Annotated in this window: 14 protein-coding genes; 7 read left to right on the top strand and 7 right to left on the bottom strand. The window is 70.1% G+C overall.

Annotated elements, in window-relative coordinates; translation table 11 throughout:
* Positions 1-17: 17 nt before the first annotated feature.
* The 5 genes from A3G1_RS38235 to add form a co-directional block, all read right to left on the bottom strand.
* Positions 18-425, bottom strand: coding sequence for an SSI family serine proteinase inhibitor (locus A3G1_RS38235; RefSeq protein WP_018348672.1), 408 nt, complete (start codon positions 423-425; stop codon positions 18-20).
* Between the two features lie 134 nt (positions 426-559).
* A complete protein-coding gene (locus A3G1_RS33555) occupies positions 560-1075 on the bottom strand; it encodes an RNA polymerase sigma factor (RefSeq protein ID WP_083936782.1) in 516 nt (171 codons plus the stop codon).
* Between the two features lie 107 nt (positions 1076-1182).
* Complete coding sequence (locus tag A3G1_RS0106565) at positions 1183-1815, bottom strand: alpha-ketoglutarate-dependent dioxygenase AlkB (protein ID WP_018348674.1); 633 nt, start codon at positions 1813-1815, stop codon at positions 1183-1185.
* A 35-nt stretch (positions 1816-1850) separates the two neighbouring features.
* Positions 1851-2336 (bottom strand): RICIN domain-containing protein, encoded by a 486-nt coding sequence (locus tag A3G1_RS0106570; protein WP_018348675.1) that lies wholly within the window; start codon positions 2334-2336, stop codon positions 1851-1853.
* A gap of 9 nt (positions 2337-2345) precedes the next feature.
* A complete protein-coding gene (gene add / locus A3G1_RS0106575; protein ID WP_157640953.1) occupies positions 2346-3308 on the bottom strand; it encodes an adenosine deaminase in 963 nt (320 codons plus the stop codon).
* 252 nt (positions 3309-3560) lie between these two features.
* Here add and ddaH point away from each other — a divergent pair, with 252 nt between their 5' ends.
* The 5 genes from ddaH (at position 3561) to A3G1_RS0106600 (ending at position 10217) form a co-directional block, all read left to right on the top strand.
* A complete protein-coding gene (ddaH, locus tag A3G1_RS0106580; protein WP_018348677.1) occupies positions 3561-4376 on the top strand; it encodes a dimethylargininase in 816 nt (271 codons plus the stop codon).
* 243 nt (positions 4377-4619) lie between these two features.
* Complete coding sequence (locus A3G1_RS0106585; protein WP_018348678.1) at positions 4620-6602, top strand: APC family permease; 1983 nt, start codon at positions 4620-4622, stop codon at positions 6600-6602.
* Positions 6603-6681: 79 nt separating this feature from the next.
* Positions 6682-7380, top strand: a complete 699-nt coding sequence (locus A3G1_RS0106590) for a DsbA family oxidoreductase (RefSeq protein ID WP_018348679.1) — start codon at positions 6682-6684, stop codon at positions 7378-7380.
* A 389-nt stretch (positions 7381-7769) separates the two neighbouring features.
* On the top strand, positions 7770-8837 hold the full coding sequence (locus A3G1_RS0106595; protein ID WP_018348680.1) for a WD40/YVTN/BNR-like repeat-containing protein: 1068 nt from the start codon (positions 7770-7772) through the stop codon (positions 8835-8837).
* Between the two features lie 336 nt (positions 8838-9173).
* Positions 9174-10217: a glycosyl hydrolase gene (locus A3G1_RS0106600; protein WP_018348681.1), complete on the top strand. Its 1044-nt coding sequence runs from the start codon at positions 9174-9176 to the stop codon at positions 10215-10217.
* A gap of 59 nt (positions 10218-10276) precedes the next feature.
* Here A3G1_RS0106600 and A3G1_RS0106605 read toward each other — a convergent pair whose 3' ends face one another.
* Both A3G1_RS0106605 and A3G1_RS0106610 read right to left on the bottom strand, forming a co-directional pair.
* Positions 10277-10993: a siderophore-interacting protein gene (locus A3G1_RS0106605; protein WP_018348682.1), complete on the bottom strand. Its 717-nt coding sequence runs from the start codon at positions 10991-10993 to the stop codon at positions 10277-10279.
* Position 10994: 1 nt separating this feature from the next.
* Positions 10995-11954, bottom strand: coding sequence for a methionyl-tRNA formyltransferase (locus A3G1_RS0106610; RefSeq protein ID WP_026211861.1), 960 nt, complete (start codon positions 11952-11954; stop codon positions 10995-10997).
* A 170-nt stretch (positions 11955-12124) separates the two neighbouring features.
* Here A3G1_RS0106610 and A3G1_RS0106615 point away from each other — a divergent pair, with 170 nt between their 5' ends.
* Together A3G1_RS0106615 and A3G1_RS0106620 are read left to right on the top strand one after the other, a co-directional pair.
* The gene (locus tag A3G1_RS0106615) at positions 12125-13510 is read left to right on the top strand and encodes a lysine N(6)-hydroxylase/L-ornithine N(5)-oxygenase family protein (protein ID WP_018348684.1); all 1386 of its coding nucleotides are present in this window, start codon (positions 12125-12127) and stop codon (positions 13508-13510) included.
* Positions 13511-13620: 110 nt separating this feature from the next.
* Complete coding sequence (locus tag A3G1_RS0106620; RefSeq protein ID WP_018348685.1) at positions 13621-14658, top strand: iron-siderophore ABC transporter substrate-binding protein; 1038 nt, start codon at positions 13621-13623, stop codon at positions 14656-14658.
* Positions 14659-14667: the final 9 nt, after the last annotated feature.

Here is a 14667-nt window from a genome sequence, read left to right on the forward strand (position 1 = left end):
CACCGGGTCCAAACGGTCTAGAAGACGCGGCCGTAGGAGGTGGCGAACTGGCAGGCGTTGCCCACCTCACCCTGGTACGCGATCCGGCCAACGCCGGCGTAGGTGCCCACCACGGCGACCTTCACCGGCTCGTAGACCATCGGGCACATGGTGCCCGGGTTGTCGTTGATCAGCTTGAGCTGCTCCCAGTCGCCGTTCACCGAGAGCAGGTCGTGACAGGCGCCCTGCGGGTCGGCGTGGGTGCCGCCGCTCGGCGAGCAGGTCAGCGTGGTCTCGGTGGCGGTCTCGCCCTCACCGACGATGAGGACCAGGTCGTAGAGCGGGGCGGGCTTGGCCGCGCTGGCGGTGGCCGGGACAGCGACGGCACCGGCGAACGCGGCCAGGGTGGCGGCAGCAAGGCCGAGCTTCATGGACAGCTTTGCCATTCTCGTTCTCCTCTGTTGTGCGGACGGGCGGGTTTCGCGCGCCCACTGTGGAATACGCTGCCGCGCGGCCCTCAGTTACGCATTCTGACCGAAAGTATGAGGTGCCGCTGCGTATCTCGCTACTATTAACTGTCCTACATAGACAGTCGCCATGACGTTACTCGCCTGCGAATGCGGAGCATGGTCCGGCGTACGCCGTGGTGGCTCAGCCCGGCCAGGTGCGCGGCGTCGGCTGGCGTGCAGCCGCGCGCCGCGAGGTGCACCAGGGTCCGCTCGGCTGGCGGGAGCTGGCCGAGCCGGCCGACCAGCCAGGCGGCCTCCCCGGCCTCACATACCCGTTCGGCTGGGTCGGCGCTGGTCAGCGGCTGGAGTACGGGATGGCTGGCGGCCCGGGCCGCCACGGCGCGGCGGCGCGCCCTGTCGATGCTGAGCCGCCGGATCACCGCGTGCAGGAAGGGTCTCAGCCGGTGCAGGTCGATCCGTTCGTACTCGGCGGCGCGGATCAGCGCGTCGTGCACGACGTCCTCGGCGTCGGACGGCGCGACATACCGGCGGGCCACTCCGACGAGTGGGTCACGGAGGACGGCGCATTGACGCCAGAATTCGCGCCGCTGGCTTTGACGGTGATTCTGCTGGTGGCTATTCGGCATGGACTATGCGTACCGAAACCATAGCGTGACTGTCCTGTGTGGATAGTCACTGTAACGGCGATTCTCCCGCTCACTCGTTCACCGGTGAGCGAATGCCTTCTGAACGCTCAGGAAACGCCGCGCGGACGGAACTGGACGCTGACCCGCGGCCCGCACGGCCGGGCGGTCTTCGGGATGGCGTGCTCCCACGTCCGCTGGCAGGAGCCGCCCATGACGACCAGGTCGCCGGGGCCGGAGGGGAAGCGGATGGCCTGGCCGCCGCCAGTAGGCCGGAGCACGAGCGGCCGGACGTCGCCGAAGGAGACGATCGCGACCATCGTGTCCTGGGTGGAGCCCCGGCCGTGCCGGTCGCCGTGCCAGGCGACGCTGTCCCGGCCGTCCCGGTACAGGCAGAGGCCGGCGGTGAGGAAGGGCTCGCCCAGCTCCTCGGCGTAGAACGCGGACAGCTCCTCACGGGCGGCGGTGAGGATCGGGTGCGGGAGGCCGGCTCCTGCGCCATACCACCGCAGGAGGCGCGGCACGTCGACCTCGCTGTCATACATCTTCCGGCGCTCGGCGCGCCAGCCGATGTCACCCAGCAGCACCTCCAGGACCTCGCCGGAGCCACGCACCCAGCCGGGCAGCACGTCCACCCACGCGCCGCCGGCCAGCTCGTGCCGGACCCGGCCGGCCAGCGGCCCGAGAGCCGGGCCCGGCTCGGCCAGATCCAGGAGGGAAGGCTGGTAGGCGTAGCTGCTCACCCGGCCAGCCTACCGTACACATGTTCGATCGATGGCTAGAACAGCAGCGCGTAGTTCGGGTTGGTCACCCCCGGGCAGTTCGCCTGGAGCACCGGCGAGCCATTGGGCCCGGACTGCGCGTTCATGCACCGGCCGGTGGAGACGTTGCGGATCGAGAAGTGGTTGCCGGAGCCCGAGAGGTACCAGAGCTGGGCACTGCCAGCGCCGCACGCGACCTGGACGATCGGCGAGCCGAGCGCCCCGCCCTGCGCGGCCAGGCAGAGGCCACTGCCGGTGTTCCTGACGGTGTACTTGCCGGAGCTGACCAGCAGCACGTCCCAGAGCTGGTAGTTGGCGTCAGCGCAGGGCGTGACCTTCACCGGCTGGCTGCCGGGCACGGCGTCCTGCACGGCGACACAGTGCCCGCTGAGCAGGCTCTCGATCCAGACGTACGACCAGACGGGCGCGGCCTGGGCCGCCGGGGCTGCGAGGAACGGAGCCAAGGAGAACGCCGCGAGGGCGGCGAGGAAGAAGCGTCTCATGGCCGATATCTACCACACTCGATGTGCCGGCGTATCGAGCAACTTCTGCCGGACAGCCAGGGGCGCGGCTGAGTACACAATGGACTGCCGTGCCAGCCCGGCCAGCTCGGCGTCCGACAGGCCCAGGTGACTGCGGGCGATCTCGTACTGCCCCGCGAGGCCCACCCCGAACAGCAGCGGGTCGTCGGAGCCGAGCGCGACCGGTACGCCGGCGGCCATCAGCTCGCGGAGCCGGATGGCGGCCAGGCCGGGGACGACGCCGAGCGGCGGGTACGAGGAAGGGCACAGCTCGACCGCCACCGACCGGTCGCCGAGCAGCTGGAGCGTTTCCGGGCTGCCCGCGGCCGTGACCGCGTGGCCGACCCGGTGCGCGCCCAGCAGCTCGACGCAGTCGCGGACGTGGGACGCGGGCTCGTAGAAGCCGGCGTGCGGGACGATCCGCAGGCCGGCCTCGGCGGCGATCCGGCAGGCCCTGGCGAAGTCCGCCGGCCGGCCGAGCCGCTCGTCGTTGGAGAGCCCGAAGCCGACGACACCCGCCGCCGACCCGGCCAGTCGCGCCAGCCTCTCGGCGTGGTCAGCGCCGGAGGCCCAGCTCGCGGCCACGATCACGCCGACGGGGATCGGAGCTTCGGCCGCCCCGGCGAGCACGGCGTCCAGCACGGCTTCGAGGGAGCCGAGGCGGGGCGCGCAGGAGGTCGGGTCGACCTGGATCTCCAGCCAGCCCGCGCCGTCGGCAGCGTCGTCCTCAGCGGCCTCGCGCACCACGCGGGCGATGTCCTCCGCTGTCCGCAGCACGGCCCGCGCCGCGTCGTACCGGCCCTGGAAGTCAGCCCACGTGTGCCCGGCCCCGGCCAGTGGCGGCGGCACCGGCACGCCGTACCGGGCGGCCAGCTCCGCGAGCGTCGGCGGCCGCATCGAGCCGGTCAGGTGGAGGTGCAGGTGCGCCTTGGGCAAAGTACGCAGATCCAGCATGGACACACGATAACGCCCCTCGGCCGGCCGCCGGGGCCGGCTTGATTTGTTAGGGTAGCCTTGCTTTACTTCTGGGGCGGCGAACCGGCCGCGCCCGAGTACCGATGCACGGCTGCGATTAGCGATGCAATGCGCGCCTGACCACGGAAAAAGCCCGGGCCCCGGGCCCTGCCGCTCGCGGCCGGAGACCTGTAACCTCCCCGGGGGCCGGTCTCCCGGCCCGCCAATCCGCCCGACCAATGGAGTTCGCGCATGCCCTCCCCCAGTGCCCGCCGGTACCTGATGTGCCGCCCCACGCACTTCGACGTCGTGTACTCGATCAACCCCTGGATGGACCCCTGGGCCGACCCGGACAAGCCGGTCGACACGGCGCTCGCCGTCGCGCAGTGGGAACAGCTCAAGGAGACGTACCTGGGCCTCGGGCACACCGTCGAGCTGGTCGAGCCCGTCGAGGGCCTGCCGGACATGGTCTTCGCGGCCAACGGCGGGACGGTGATCGACGGCAGGGCGATCGTCGCGAAGTTCCGCAACACCGAGCGGACCGGCGAGGAGCCGGCCTACCGGGCCTGGCTCGCCGGGGCAGGCTTCGAGGTGCGCGACGCCGAGTACGTCAACGAGGGCGAGGGAGACTACCTGCTCGCCGGGCGCTGGCTGCTGGCTGGCACCGGCTTCCGTACCGACATCCGCTCGCACGCCGAGACGCAGGAGGTCTTCGGCCGGCCGGTGGTCAGCCTGACCCTGGTCGACCCGCGCTGGTACCACCTCGACACCGCCCTCACCGTCCTCGACGGAGAGACGATCGCCTACTACCCGGCTGCCTTCTCCGCCGGGAGCCAGGCCGTGCTGCGGCGCCTGTTCCCCGACGCGATCATCGCGACCGACCACGACGCGCAGGTGTTCGGGCTGAACGCGGCCTCCGACGGGTACAACGTGATCCTGCCGGAGGCGGCCACCGACTTCGCGGCAGCGCTGCGGGCCCGGGGCTTCAACCCGATCGGCCTGGACCTGACCGAGTTGCTGAAGGCCGGTGGCAGCGTGAAGTGCTGCACCCTCGAGCTGCGGGGCTGACGAGACCCGCCGAACCGCGCGGCACACGGCCGTCCAGGCGTGTGACGGCCGTGTGCTGCGCCACATCGCCCAGTCCCAAATGTTCGTTTAGGCCTGATCCACGGCGCTGGTGGCCTTCCGGGCCCCGGCGCTGTCCGCATTGGGCAGTTGTGTGAGGGGCGCGCGGAGAGTAGCTTTCCCCGGCGCGGGCGGCTGCTGGCCGCCCGGCTCAGGGCAGCGCACACGCGGGGTAGGGACACACTGATGGGGAAGAGCTCCGGCTCGGCGGTTCCGGCATACGTCGACACACCGGCGGCGAGCGCCCTGCCAGCCGGGCGGCTCGCACAGTGGCTGCTCCAGCACCGGGTGCAGCCGGCCGGCCCCGAGGCCGGCGAGGACCACGCCAAGCCCCAGGCCTGGTGGAAGGTCATGTGCCTGACCGGTGTCGACTACTTCTCCACTCTGTCGTACCTCCCGGCCATCGCCGCGCTGGCCGCCGGGGCGCTGTCCCCGCTCGCCACGCTGCTGATCGTCGCGCTGACCCTGCTGGGCATGCTGCCGATGTACCGGCGGGTCGCGAAGGAGTCCCCCCACGGCCAGGGTTCCGTGGCGATGCTGGAGCACCTGCTGCCGTTCTGGCGGGGCAAGCTCTTCGTCCTCGCGCTGCTCGGCTTCGTCGCGACCTCGTGGATCGTGACCATCACCCTGTCGGCGGCCGACGCCTCCGTCCACATGGCCGAGAACCCGAACCTGCCCGGCTTCCTGCACGGTCACCAGCTGGCGATCACGATCGTCCTGCTCCTGATCCTCGGCGGCGTGTTCCTGCTCGGCTTCTCCGAGGCCGTCGGCGTGGCCATCCCGCTCGTCGGCGTGTTCCTCGCGCTCAACGCCGTGATCGTGGTGGCCGGCGTGGTCGAGGTGATCAACCGGCCGGAGGCCCTGTCGGCGTGGACCAAGGCGCTGACCTCGGGCCGCGACGGCATCGGCGACGTGGCCGGGCCGGCGATCCTGGCCTTCCCGATGCTCGTACTCGGGCTGTCGGGCTTCGAGACCGGCGTGAGCATGATGCCGCTGGTCAAGGCTTCCGGGAAGAGCCCGGCGCGGCGGCTCGGCTCCCGGATCCGCAACACCAGGAAGCTGCTGACCACCGCGGCACTGATCATGTCCGTGTACCTGGTCGCGACCAGCTTCGTCACCACCGTCCTGATCCCGGAGGACAAGTTCCAGCCGGGCGGGAAGGCCAACGGGCGGGCGCTGGCGTACCTGGCGCACGAGTACCTGGGCGAGGCATTCGGGACCGTCTACGACATCTCCAGCGTCCTGATCCTCTGGTTCGCCGGGGCCTCGGCGATGGCGGGCCTGATCAACATCGTGCCCAGGTACCTGCCCTCGTACGGCATGGCCCCGGAGTGGACCCGCGCCGTCCGCCCGACCGTGATCGTCTACACCGTGATCAGCGTGGTCATCACGATCGCTTTCAACGCCGACGTGAACGCCCAGGCCGGCGCGTACGCCACGGGCATCCTGGCCATGATGGTCTCCGGCGCGGCGGCCGTGCTGATCTCAGCCCTCCGCCGCAAGCAGCGGCTCGCGACGGCCGGTTTCGCCGTGCTGACCGCCGTCCTGCTGTACGCGCTCGTCGAGAACATCATCAAGAAGCCGGACGGCATCGCGATCTCGGCGCTGTTCATCGCGGGCATCGTCGTGGTGTCGCTGATCTCGCGCGTGTCGCGGACCACGGAGCTGCGCGCGGAGCGGATCGAGTTCGACAACACCGCCCGGAAGTTCGTCGCGGACTCGATCGCCCACGACGGAGCGCTGACGATCATCGCGAACCGGCGGCAGGACGGAGACGCCGAGGAGTACCAGGACAAGGAAGCCACCCAGCGGGGCATGAACCCGGTACCGGGCAAGGCCGACGTCCTGTTCCTGGAGATCGACGTCGTGGACCCCTCGGCGTTCAGCGGCGTGCTCAAGGTACGCGGCGTCCACGTCGCCGGGCACCGGATCCTGCGGGCCGGCAGCCCGGCGGCCCCGAACGCGATCGCCGCGATCCTGCTCGGGCTGCGCGACGCCACCGGGGTCAAGCCGCACGCCCACTTCGAGTGGTCGGAGGGGAGCCCGATCGGGCACCTCATGCGGTACCTGCTGCTCGGCCGGGGTGACACGCCGCCCGTCGTGCGGGAGATCATCCGTAAGGCAGAGCCGGACCCGGCCCGGCGGCCCGGTATCCACGTCGGCGGCTAGGGCTCGCGTCACAAACCGGAATCAGTGCCGGTCCCGGCTGGTTGGCCACACGTGGACAGCCAGCTGTGAGGAGTACGTGATGAAGGTCGAGATCTGGGCCGACGTGATCTGCCCGTGGTGCGGGCTCGGCGCGAGCCGGCTGCGTGAGGCGCTCGGCCGCTTCCCGCACCGCGACCAGGTGGAGGTCGTGCACCGGTCGTTCCAGCTCGACCCGTCGGCACCGGCCGGGCGCACCAGGCCGGTCCGCGAGATGCTGAACGCCAAGGGCATGCCCGACCGCCAGATCGACCAGGTCACCGCGCACATCGAGGCGATGGCCGACGCCGAGGGACTCCAGCCGTACCACGTGCTCGACAACATCGTCGGCAACACCTCACTGGCCCACGAGCTGATGGCCTACGCCAGCGAGCAGGGCATGCACGAGCGCGCCTGGCAGGGCATGTTCGAGGCCTACTTCGGCCAGGCCCGGCCCGTCTTCGACCTGGAGCCGCTGGTCGCGCTGGGCGTGGAGTGGGGGCTGGACGAGGCCGGGGTGCGCGAGGCGCTGACCTCCCGCCGGTACGCGGCCCAGGTCGAGGCGGACTCCCGCGAGGCGCATGAGCTCGGCGCGACCGGCGTCCCGTTCGTCGTGATCGACCGGCGGCTCGGCATCGCCGGGGCGCAGCCGGTCGAGACCATCCTGGCAGCACTCGTTCAGGCGTGGGAGCAGTCCCGCCCCGCGCTCATCACGGTCAGCGGCGAGCCGGACGGGGTGTGCGCGCCGGGCGGCGCCTGCTGACCCTGGTCACACAGGTCCCATCCCGCTGTCCTGTCACTCCAGTCCCCTACCGGCCGGTTTCGCACGCAGGGCGGCCGGCCGGGGCCTACATTCAACCCATGCCCCCGGTGGCGAGCGCCAGATTCCTTGTCACCGGAGGGCAATACGCTGTTTCGGCAGCCTGAGCAGGGCATTGCCGTGTTTTCGGCTGGCTGGGCCCGGCATCGCGCTGTTTCCGCATGGCCGATCGGCTGGCTCGCGGGTCAGCCGGCGGAATGGCCGTTCGGCGTGCAGCCCGGCGCTTTTCGGTTGCAGATAGCGGACCGACCCTGCCCGACCGGGTCATACTCATTGCGAAAGGCAAGCAAGGGTCTGGTGCGAGTCCACTGTGGTGGCTACGTTTCCCGGCTATGCCAATCAAGAAGATCGTTGTGCTCGGGGCGGCCACCGCCCTGGTCATGGCGGGGGCCGGTCCCGCACTGGCTGCACCACACAGGACGTACGAGTTCGAAGCGCACCCGACGGGCGTCGATGTCCGGCTGCGCAGCGTCTCGGCCGTCAACCACCACATCGCCTGGGCTTCCGGGATGCAGGGCACCGTCCTGCGTACCGTGGACAACGGGCACACGTGGCGCAATGTCAGCCCGCCGGGGGCCGAGGGCCTCCAGTTCCGCGACATCGAGGCGTTCGACGCGAAGTCGGCCGTCGTGATGTCGATCGGCGGGCAGGGTGACGGCGGCGGCCGGATCTACCGGACGGACGACGCCGGTGCCACGTGGACGGAGACGTTCCGCAGCGCCGACGCCCGCGAGTACTACAACTGCTTCGCCTTCAGCGACCGGTGGAACGGCGTCGGCATGTCCGACCCGGTCGACGGCCGGTTCCGGATCATCACCACCACCGACGGCGGACGGAGCTGGCAGATCGCCAACCCGGCCGGCATGCCCGAGGCGATGTTCCAGGAGTCGGGCCTGGCCGCCAGTGGCGGCTGCGTCACGGCCCTGAACGGCGAGTACTGGTTCGGCACGGCCGGCGCGGACAAGGCCAGGGTGTACCACTCCACCGACCACGGTCGCACGTGGACGGTGGCGGACACCCCGGTCCGCAGCTCGGTCACGGCCGGGCTGTCGGCGGTGGCGTTCCGGGCTGGCGGCGAGGGCATCGCGATCGGCGGCGACTTCCGTACCCTCGACAAGCCGGGCGAGCTGCTCGGCCTGTCGGCGGACGGCGGGGCGACGTGGGCTCCGGAACACGCCAGCGCGCCGGCCTCGTTCCGGTCGAGCGTCGCCTGGATCCAGGCCTACGGCCGCACGGCTGTGGCGGTGGGCCCGCTGGGCGCCGACGTCACCACCGACGGCGGGGCGACGTGGCGGCAGATCAGCACCGAGGGCTTCGACGCGGTGTCCTGCGCCGGCGGGCAGCAATGCTGGGTCGCCGGTACCGGTGGCCGGGTCGCCCGGCTGATCATCCGGCACTAGCCGCTCACATCGCACGACCGAGGGCGTGGCTCGTCATGGACGGGCCACGCCCTCGCTTTGCGTGGTACGCGAAAAATGCCCGAGGTGATCGGCGGGATCCGTGGGGCAGATCACAGCGAGAGCTGAGCAACCGGCCGGAGTCCGCTCTGAGCTGCGGTGACACGGGTGTGAACACGGAGAGAGAGTGCATAACAACTCTCCGCCCAATGACTACTCACAGTGATGAGTTGTGCGTGATTCCGGGCTGGCCGCTGGCCTGCGGATATCGGTACGGTTCGCAGTCTTACCCCTCGCTAGCTGCACTCATCCCCAGGAAAACACGAAAAAGGAACTGCGATGCGCCCCTCCTTACGCATCGGCGCCCGCCTCGTGCTGGGACTGACAGTGATGGCTCTCGCGGCCGTCACCGCCGGTCCGGCCGTGGCCGCCGCCGCCCCCGCCGACTGCACCCCCGACCGGCTGCTGGTCAACCCGTGCCGCCCCTGGCTGGGCGCGCGGGCCACCGGCTACCCGGACGTGGCGGGCAACGAGCGAGCCCAGATCGAGTACCACGAGCAGCGGATCGGCCGGAAGATCGACCTGCCGCACACCTACTCCCCCGGCGGCAGCCTGCCGCTGACCGACGCGAACGTGCGCTACCTCGCCCAGCGGCCGGACACGTACCTGTTCCAGAACTGGAAGGCCGCCGACAGGTGGCGCGACGCCGGCGGCGGGAACGCGACGGTCAACGCCCGGATCGACCAGGCGGCCGAGAACATCAAGAAGCTCGGTACCAAGAAGATCTTCCTCACGCTGCACCACGAGCCGGAGAACGACGTCACGTACCAGGCCGGGTGCAAGACGAAGGCCGGGGCGAGCGGCGGGACGCCAGCGGAGTACCGGCAGATGTGGGCCAACGTCCGCAAGCGGTTCGACGCCAAGGGTGTGTCCAATGTGGTCTGGGTCATGGACTACATGAACTACCCCACCTGGGACTGCCTGGTGCCGCACCTCTACCCGGGCGACCAGTACGTCGACTGGATCATGTTCAACGCGTACGGCGCGAGCTGGAACCCGAGCTTCGAGGCCAACGTGGACAGGTTCCAGAAGATCCTGGAGAAGCACACGACGCCGGCCCGCAAGCTCACCTCGAAGCCGTGGGGCATCGTCGAGTGGGGCATCACGCACTCCACCGCCGCCGAGGCGCGCTCGTACTACCAGCAGGCGTACACGGCGATGGAGAACAACCGGTTCCCGAAGCTCAAGGCCTACATGATCTTCGACTCGCCCGGCTTCGAGCCCTTCCCCGGCCTGCGGATCCGCTACACGGACTCCGGCCAGGCCGACCTGCGCGAGCAGGACCTCTACAAGCGGTTCGCCAGCCATCCCCGGTTGCAGTAGCCGCTTCACGCGCGGAGGGCCGGACGATGGGAACCGTCCGGCCCTCTCCCGTCAGGGCGTCAGGCCACCCAGTAGGCCGTTGACCTGATCGCCTTGCGGTCGACATGGAACTGCTCACGCAGCAGCCTGGCCACCGCCCGGGTGGTGCGCATGTCGCAGGCCACCCAGGCGTAGTACCCCGTGGCGTCGAAAGCCGACTGGGCGAGCTGGCTGACGAGCGCGCGGCCGGCGTCCTCCCGCCGGATCCAGGTCACCTCGGTACCGGGCGTCGCGTGCACAGGTAGCCGCGGGTCGGTGTCGTGCTGCCATTCCAGCCACACCCTCGCCGGGACGTCACCGATCGCCGCCAGCAGGCTGTTGACCGCCGGCAGGGACGCGGTGTCCCCGACGATCAGGTATCCGGCCGGCGCCGGGTCGGGCACCGCGAACTTCGAGCCCATCACCGTCGCCGTGATGGTGTCGCCGGGCTGGGCTGCGCGTGCCCAGTTCGCTGCAGCCCCGTCGTGCATGGCGAACTCCAGGTCGAAGGTTCCGGCTTCCGGGTCGGGTGCGACCACGGTGTAGGCCCGCTGGTGCATCCGCTTCCCGTTGAAGAACCACAGCCTGATCCACATCGTCGGGTGCTGGCCGTGCTCGGCGAGCAGCGGCCAGCCCCGCATCCGCAGCCGCAGGTAGTGCGGGTTCACCTCGGTGCGGGCCGTGACGGTGAGCTGGTAGTCCGGCGCGCCCATGATCCGCAGTACGGTGCCGTCCCAGCCCCGGGACTCCCTGCCCATCTCAGGCCGGGTGGACCGGGTGGCTGGTGAGGTAGCCGCCCATCCGGGTGAAGTACTCGCTGGCGGCCAGTTCCCGGCCGGCGGACGTGCGGACCCGGCGGATCAGCAGGGCGTGGTTACGGCCCCGGCGGGCGCCGGCTCCGGCAACGATGGCCACCCCGTCGCCCTCGCGGTAGAAGATCCGCCCGGGCGTGCCGCCGTACCGCTCGGCCGACACGGCAGCTGCGAGGATCTCCAGCCGCTCGGAGCCGTGGTAGCAGAACGCCTGCGGGTACGGCTCGGACTGGGCGCGGACCAGCCGTTCCAGCTCCTCGGCCTGCCAGGTCCAGTCGATCCGGATGTCCTCTTCGGAGCGCTTGTGGAAGAAGCTGGCCTGGCTGCGGTCCTGCGGGGTCAGCTCGGCCTTGCCGGCCTCGATCAGGTCGAGGCCCTCCACTGTGATCGGGCCGAACAGTGCCAGGGTCTTGTGGAAGAGGTCCGTGGTGGTGTCGGTGTCCTCCACCGTGACCCGGTGCTGGAGCACGATCGGGCCGGCGTCGAGGGTGTCGTCCATCATGTGCGCGGTCACCCCCACCTCCTTCTCGCCGTTGATCAAAGCCCAGAGCAGCGGCGCGAACCCGGCGTACGCGGGCAGCAGCGAGTCGTGGACGTTCAGCGTGCCCTTGCGGGGGGCGTTGAACACTCGCGGCGGAATCCAGGTTCGCCAGTTCGTCGCGACGATCACGTCGGCGTCCGCTGCCGTGAGCGCCTCGTACAGCTCCTCGTCGTCCGGCCGGTTGCGCAGCAGCACCGGGACGCCGTGCTCCCTCGCCAGTTCCTCGACGGAGTCGCTCCAGATCCGCTCGTAGGCACCCTTGCCCGGAGGGTGGGTCACGACCAGCACGACCTCGTGACTGGAGTCCAGTAAGGACTTCAACGTGCGGTGTCCCCACGTCTGGTACCCAAAGAAGACAACCCGCATGTGTTTCCTCCCGTTGCCCTCAGCCTGGCGGTCGCCAGCACTCTAGGGCAAAGAGTAAGGCAAGGCTAGCCTAAATAAATCACCCGGGCAGGCCTTGAGCGGGCTGTTCAACTTAGGTTAGGTTAACCAAAATAACGGGCTGGTTGCGATATCTCACGAGGAGAATTCTCATGCTTGCACCCCGCGCAGGGTTCGCGGCCACGCAGTCACACCGGGGTGAGATGATGTTCGATCTGGTCGGTGCTGGTTTCGGACCGTCCAATCTGGCACTGGCCGTCGCCCTGACGGAGCACAACGCCCACGCCGAGCCGGATGAGACGGTCATTGGCCACTTCCTCGAGCGCCAGGCGCAGTTCGGCTGGCATCGGGGGATGCTGATCGACGACGCCACGATGCAGGTCTCTTTCCTCAAGGACCTGGTCACGCTGCGAAACCCGTCCAGTGAGTTCAGCTTCCTCTGCTACCTCCAGAGCAAGGGCCGCCTGGTCGACTTCATCAACCACAAGAGCCTCTTCCCGTTACGCGTCGAGTTCCACGACTACTTCGCCTGGGCCGCCGAGCAGGTCTCCGCCCAGGTCAGCTACGGCACCGACGTGACCTGCGTCCGCCCGGTCCGCTCGGCCGGCGGCCGGATCACCGCCCTCGACGTCCACGCCAGCGACGCGGCCGGGGAGCGCGTTCTGCGTACCCGCAACGTCGTGCTGGGTACCGGCCTGCGGGCCCGGCTGCCCGAGGGTGTCACCGAGGGTGAGCGGATCTGGCACACCAGTTCCCTGCTGCACCGGGTACGGGCGCTGGGCGAGGGTGCGCAGCCCCAGCGGTTCGTGGTCGTGGGCGCCGGGCAGAGCGCCGCCGAGTCGGCCGCCTACCTGCACCGGACCTTCCCGCAGGCCGAGGTGCACGCGGTCTTCTCCCGGTACGGGTACAGCCCGGCCGACGACAGCGCCTTCGCGAACCGGATCTTCGACCCGGCGGCCGTCGACGACTTCTACGCCGCTCCCGAGCAGGTCAAGCGCAAGCTGATGGACTACCACGGCAGCACCAACTACTCCGTCGTGGACCTCGACCTGATCGACGACCTCTACCACCGCGAGTACCAGGAGAAGGTCCTCGGGCACCGCAGGCTGTTCCTGAACAACGCCTCCCGGCTGGTCGCCGCCGAGCCCTTCGCCGACCGGGCCGGCGTGGTCATCGAGTCGCTGATCACCGGCGACCGCACGGCCCTCGACGCCGATGTCGTCGTGTACGCCACCGGCTACCACGAGGCCGACGGGCTCGCGCTGCTCGGGGACCTGGCCGGGCTGTGCCTGCGCGACGAGCAGGGCCGGCCGCAGGTGGACCGGGACTACCGGGTCCGCACCACCCCCGAGCTGGAGTGCGGCATCTACCTCCAGGGCGGCACCGAGCACAGCCACGGCATCACCTCCTCCCTGCTGTCGGCCACCGCCGTGCGGGTCGGCGAGATGCTCGACTCCATCCGCGCCCGCCGCGAGGCCGGAACGGAGGCCGGGGCCGCGCACGCCGGGCTGGCCGTGCCGACCGCCGTCGGTTCCTGAGAATCCCCTGACCACCCGGCTGGCTGACCCCGGCCGGGCCGCTGGCGCGTACCTCGCGCCCGCTGTCACGCAGCCCGGTCCCGGGCACATGTGAAAGGAAAGAACCCACGATGTCTCACCCCTCCCGCCCCGCCGCTCCCGGGCTCGCCCGGCGGCTGGCAGGCGTCCTCGCGGCGCTGGGCCTGGCCGCCACCGTGGCCGCCTGCGGCGGCGACGCCAAGTCCCCGGCCGATGGCTCGCCCTCGCCGGCGGGTGCTGGCTCGTTCCCGGTGACCGTGGACCACAAGTACGGCTCGACCACCGTCAAGGCCGAGCCGAAGAAGGTCGTCACCCTCGGCCTGTCCGACCAGGACGCCGTGCTGGCCCTCGGGGTCAGGCCGGTCGGCTCTGTGGACTGGTTCAAGGAGAAGCCCTACGGCAAGTGGCCGTGGACCAAGGCGCTCTGGGGCTCCAGCCTGCCGCAGGTCGTCGGCGAGCGCGACGACTACACCACCGAGAAGATCGCCGCCCTCAAGCCCGACCTGATCATCGCGCAGTACTCGGGCATGAAGAAGGAGCAGTACGAGACCCTCTCGAAGATCGCTCCCGTGGTGGCCCAGCCCAAGGGCCACGAGGACTACCTGGCCCCGTGGCCGGTGATGACCGAGCAGACCGGCAAGGCGCTCGGCAGGCAGGCCAAGGCCACCGAGCTGGTCGCCGGCATCAAGGCCAAGTTCGAGGCCGTCCGCAAGAAGCACCCGGAGTGGGCGAACCTGACCATCGCCGTGGCCGACAGCTTCGAGCCGGGCAAGTTCTCGGCGTTCACGAAGGACGACCCGAAGGCGGCCTTCTTCGCGGACCTGGGCTTCAGGCTCTCCCCGAACATCGACAAGCTCGCGCAGCCGGGCTGGAACGTCGCCGAGTTCTCCGCAGAGAAGGTGGACCTGCTCGACGTGGACCGCCTGGTCTGGGTGACCTCCGGCAAGGAGCACGACGACCGGATCAAGGCCGAGCCGCTGTACCAGAAGCTCAAGGTCGTCCAGGGCAAGAAGGACATCTTCGTCCCCTACCAGGACCCCGACGTCGGCGCGGCCTTCTCCTTCAACACCGTCCTGTCCATCCCGTACGCCATCGAGCAGATGGAACCGCTGCTCGCCGGCATCAAGTAACTCGCGACC

The sequence above is a fragment of the Longispora albida DSM 44784 genome, assembly GCF_000379825.1.
Classification (GTDB): Bacteria; Actinomycetota; Actinomycetes; order Mycobacteriales; family Micromonosporaceae; genus Longispora; species Longispora albida.

What these genes read in the sequence shown, in the direction of transcription:
- A3G1_RS38235 (WP_018348672.1), bottom strand. Translation starts at nt 425, where the DNA reads ATGGCAAAGCTGTCCATGAAGCTCGGCCTTGCTGCCGCCACCCTGGCC.
- A3G1_RS33555 (WP_083936782.1), bottom strand. Translation starts at nt 1,075, where the DNA reads ATGCCGAATAGCCACCAGCAGAATCACCGTCAAAGCCAGCGGCGCGAA.
- A3G1_RS0106570 (WP_018348675.1), bottom strand. Translation starts at nt 2,336, where the DNA reads ATGAGACGCTTCTTCCTCGCCGCCCTCGCGGCGTTCTCCTTGGCTCCG.
- add (WP_157640953.1), bottom strand. Translation starts at nt 3,308, where the DNA reads ATGCTGGATCTGCGTACTTTGCCCAAGGCGCACCTGCACCTCCACCTG.
- ddaH (WP_018348677.1), top strand. Translation starts at nt 3,561, where the DNA reads ATGCCCTCCCCCAGTGCCCGCCGGTACCTGATGTGCCGCCCCACGCAC.
- A3G1_RS0106585 (WP_018348678.1), top strand. Translation starts at nt 4,620, where the DNA reads ATGGGGAAGAGCTCCGGCTCGGCGGTTCCGGCATACGTCGACACACCG.
- A3G1_RS0106590 (WP_018348679.1), top strand. Translation starts at nt 6,682, where the DNA reads ATGAAGGTCGAGATCTGGGCCGACGTGATCTGCCCGTGGTGCGGGCTC.
- A3G1_RS0106595 (WP_018348680.1), top strand. Translation starts at nt 7,770, where the DNA reads ATGCCAATCAAGAAGATCGTTGTGCTCGGGGCGGCCACCGCCCTGGTC.
- A3G1_RS0106600 (WP_018348681.1), top strand. Translation starts at nt 9,174, where the DNA reads ATGCGCCCCTCCTTACGCATCGGCGCCCGCCTCGTGCTGGGACTGACA.
- A3G1_RS0106605 (WP_018348682.1), bottom strand. Translation starts at nt 10,993, where the DNA reads ATGGGCAGGGAGTCCCGGGGCTGGGACGGCACCGTACTGCGGATCATG.
- A3G1_RS0106610 (WP_026211861.1), bottom strand. Translation starts at nt 11,954, where the DNA reads ATGCGGGTTGTCTTCTTTGGGTACCAGACGTGGGGACACCGCACGTTG.
- A3G1_RS0106615 (WP_018348684.1), top strand. Translation starts at nt 12,125, where the DNA reads ATGCTTGCACCCCGCGCAGGGTTCGCGGCCACGCAGTCACACCGGGGT.
- A3G1_RS0106620 (WP_018348685.1), top strand. Translation starts at nt 13,621, where the DNA reads ATGTCTCACCCCTCCCGCCCCGCCGCTCCCGGGCTCGCCCGGCGGCTG.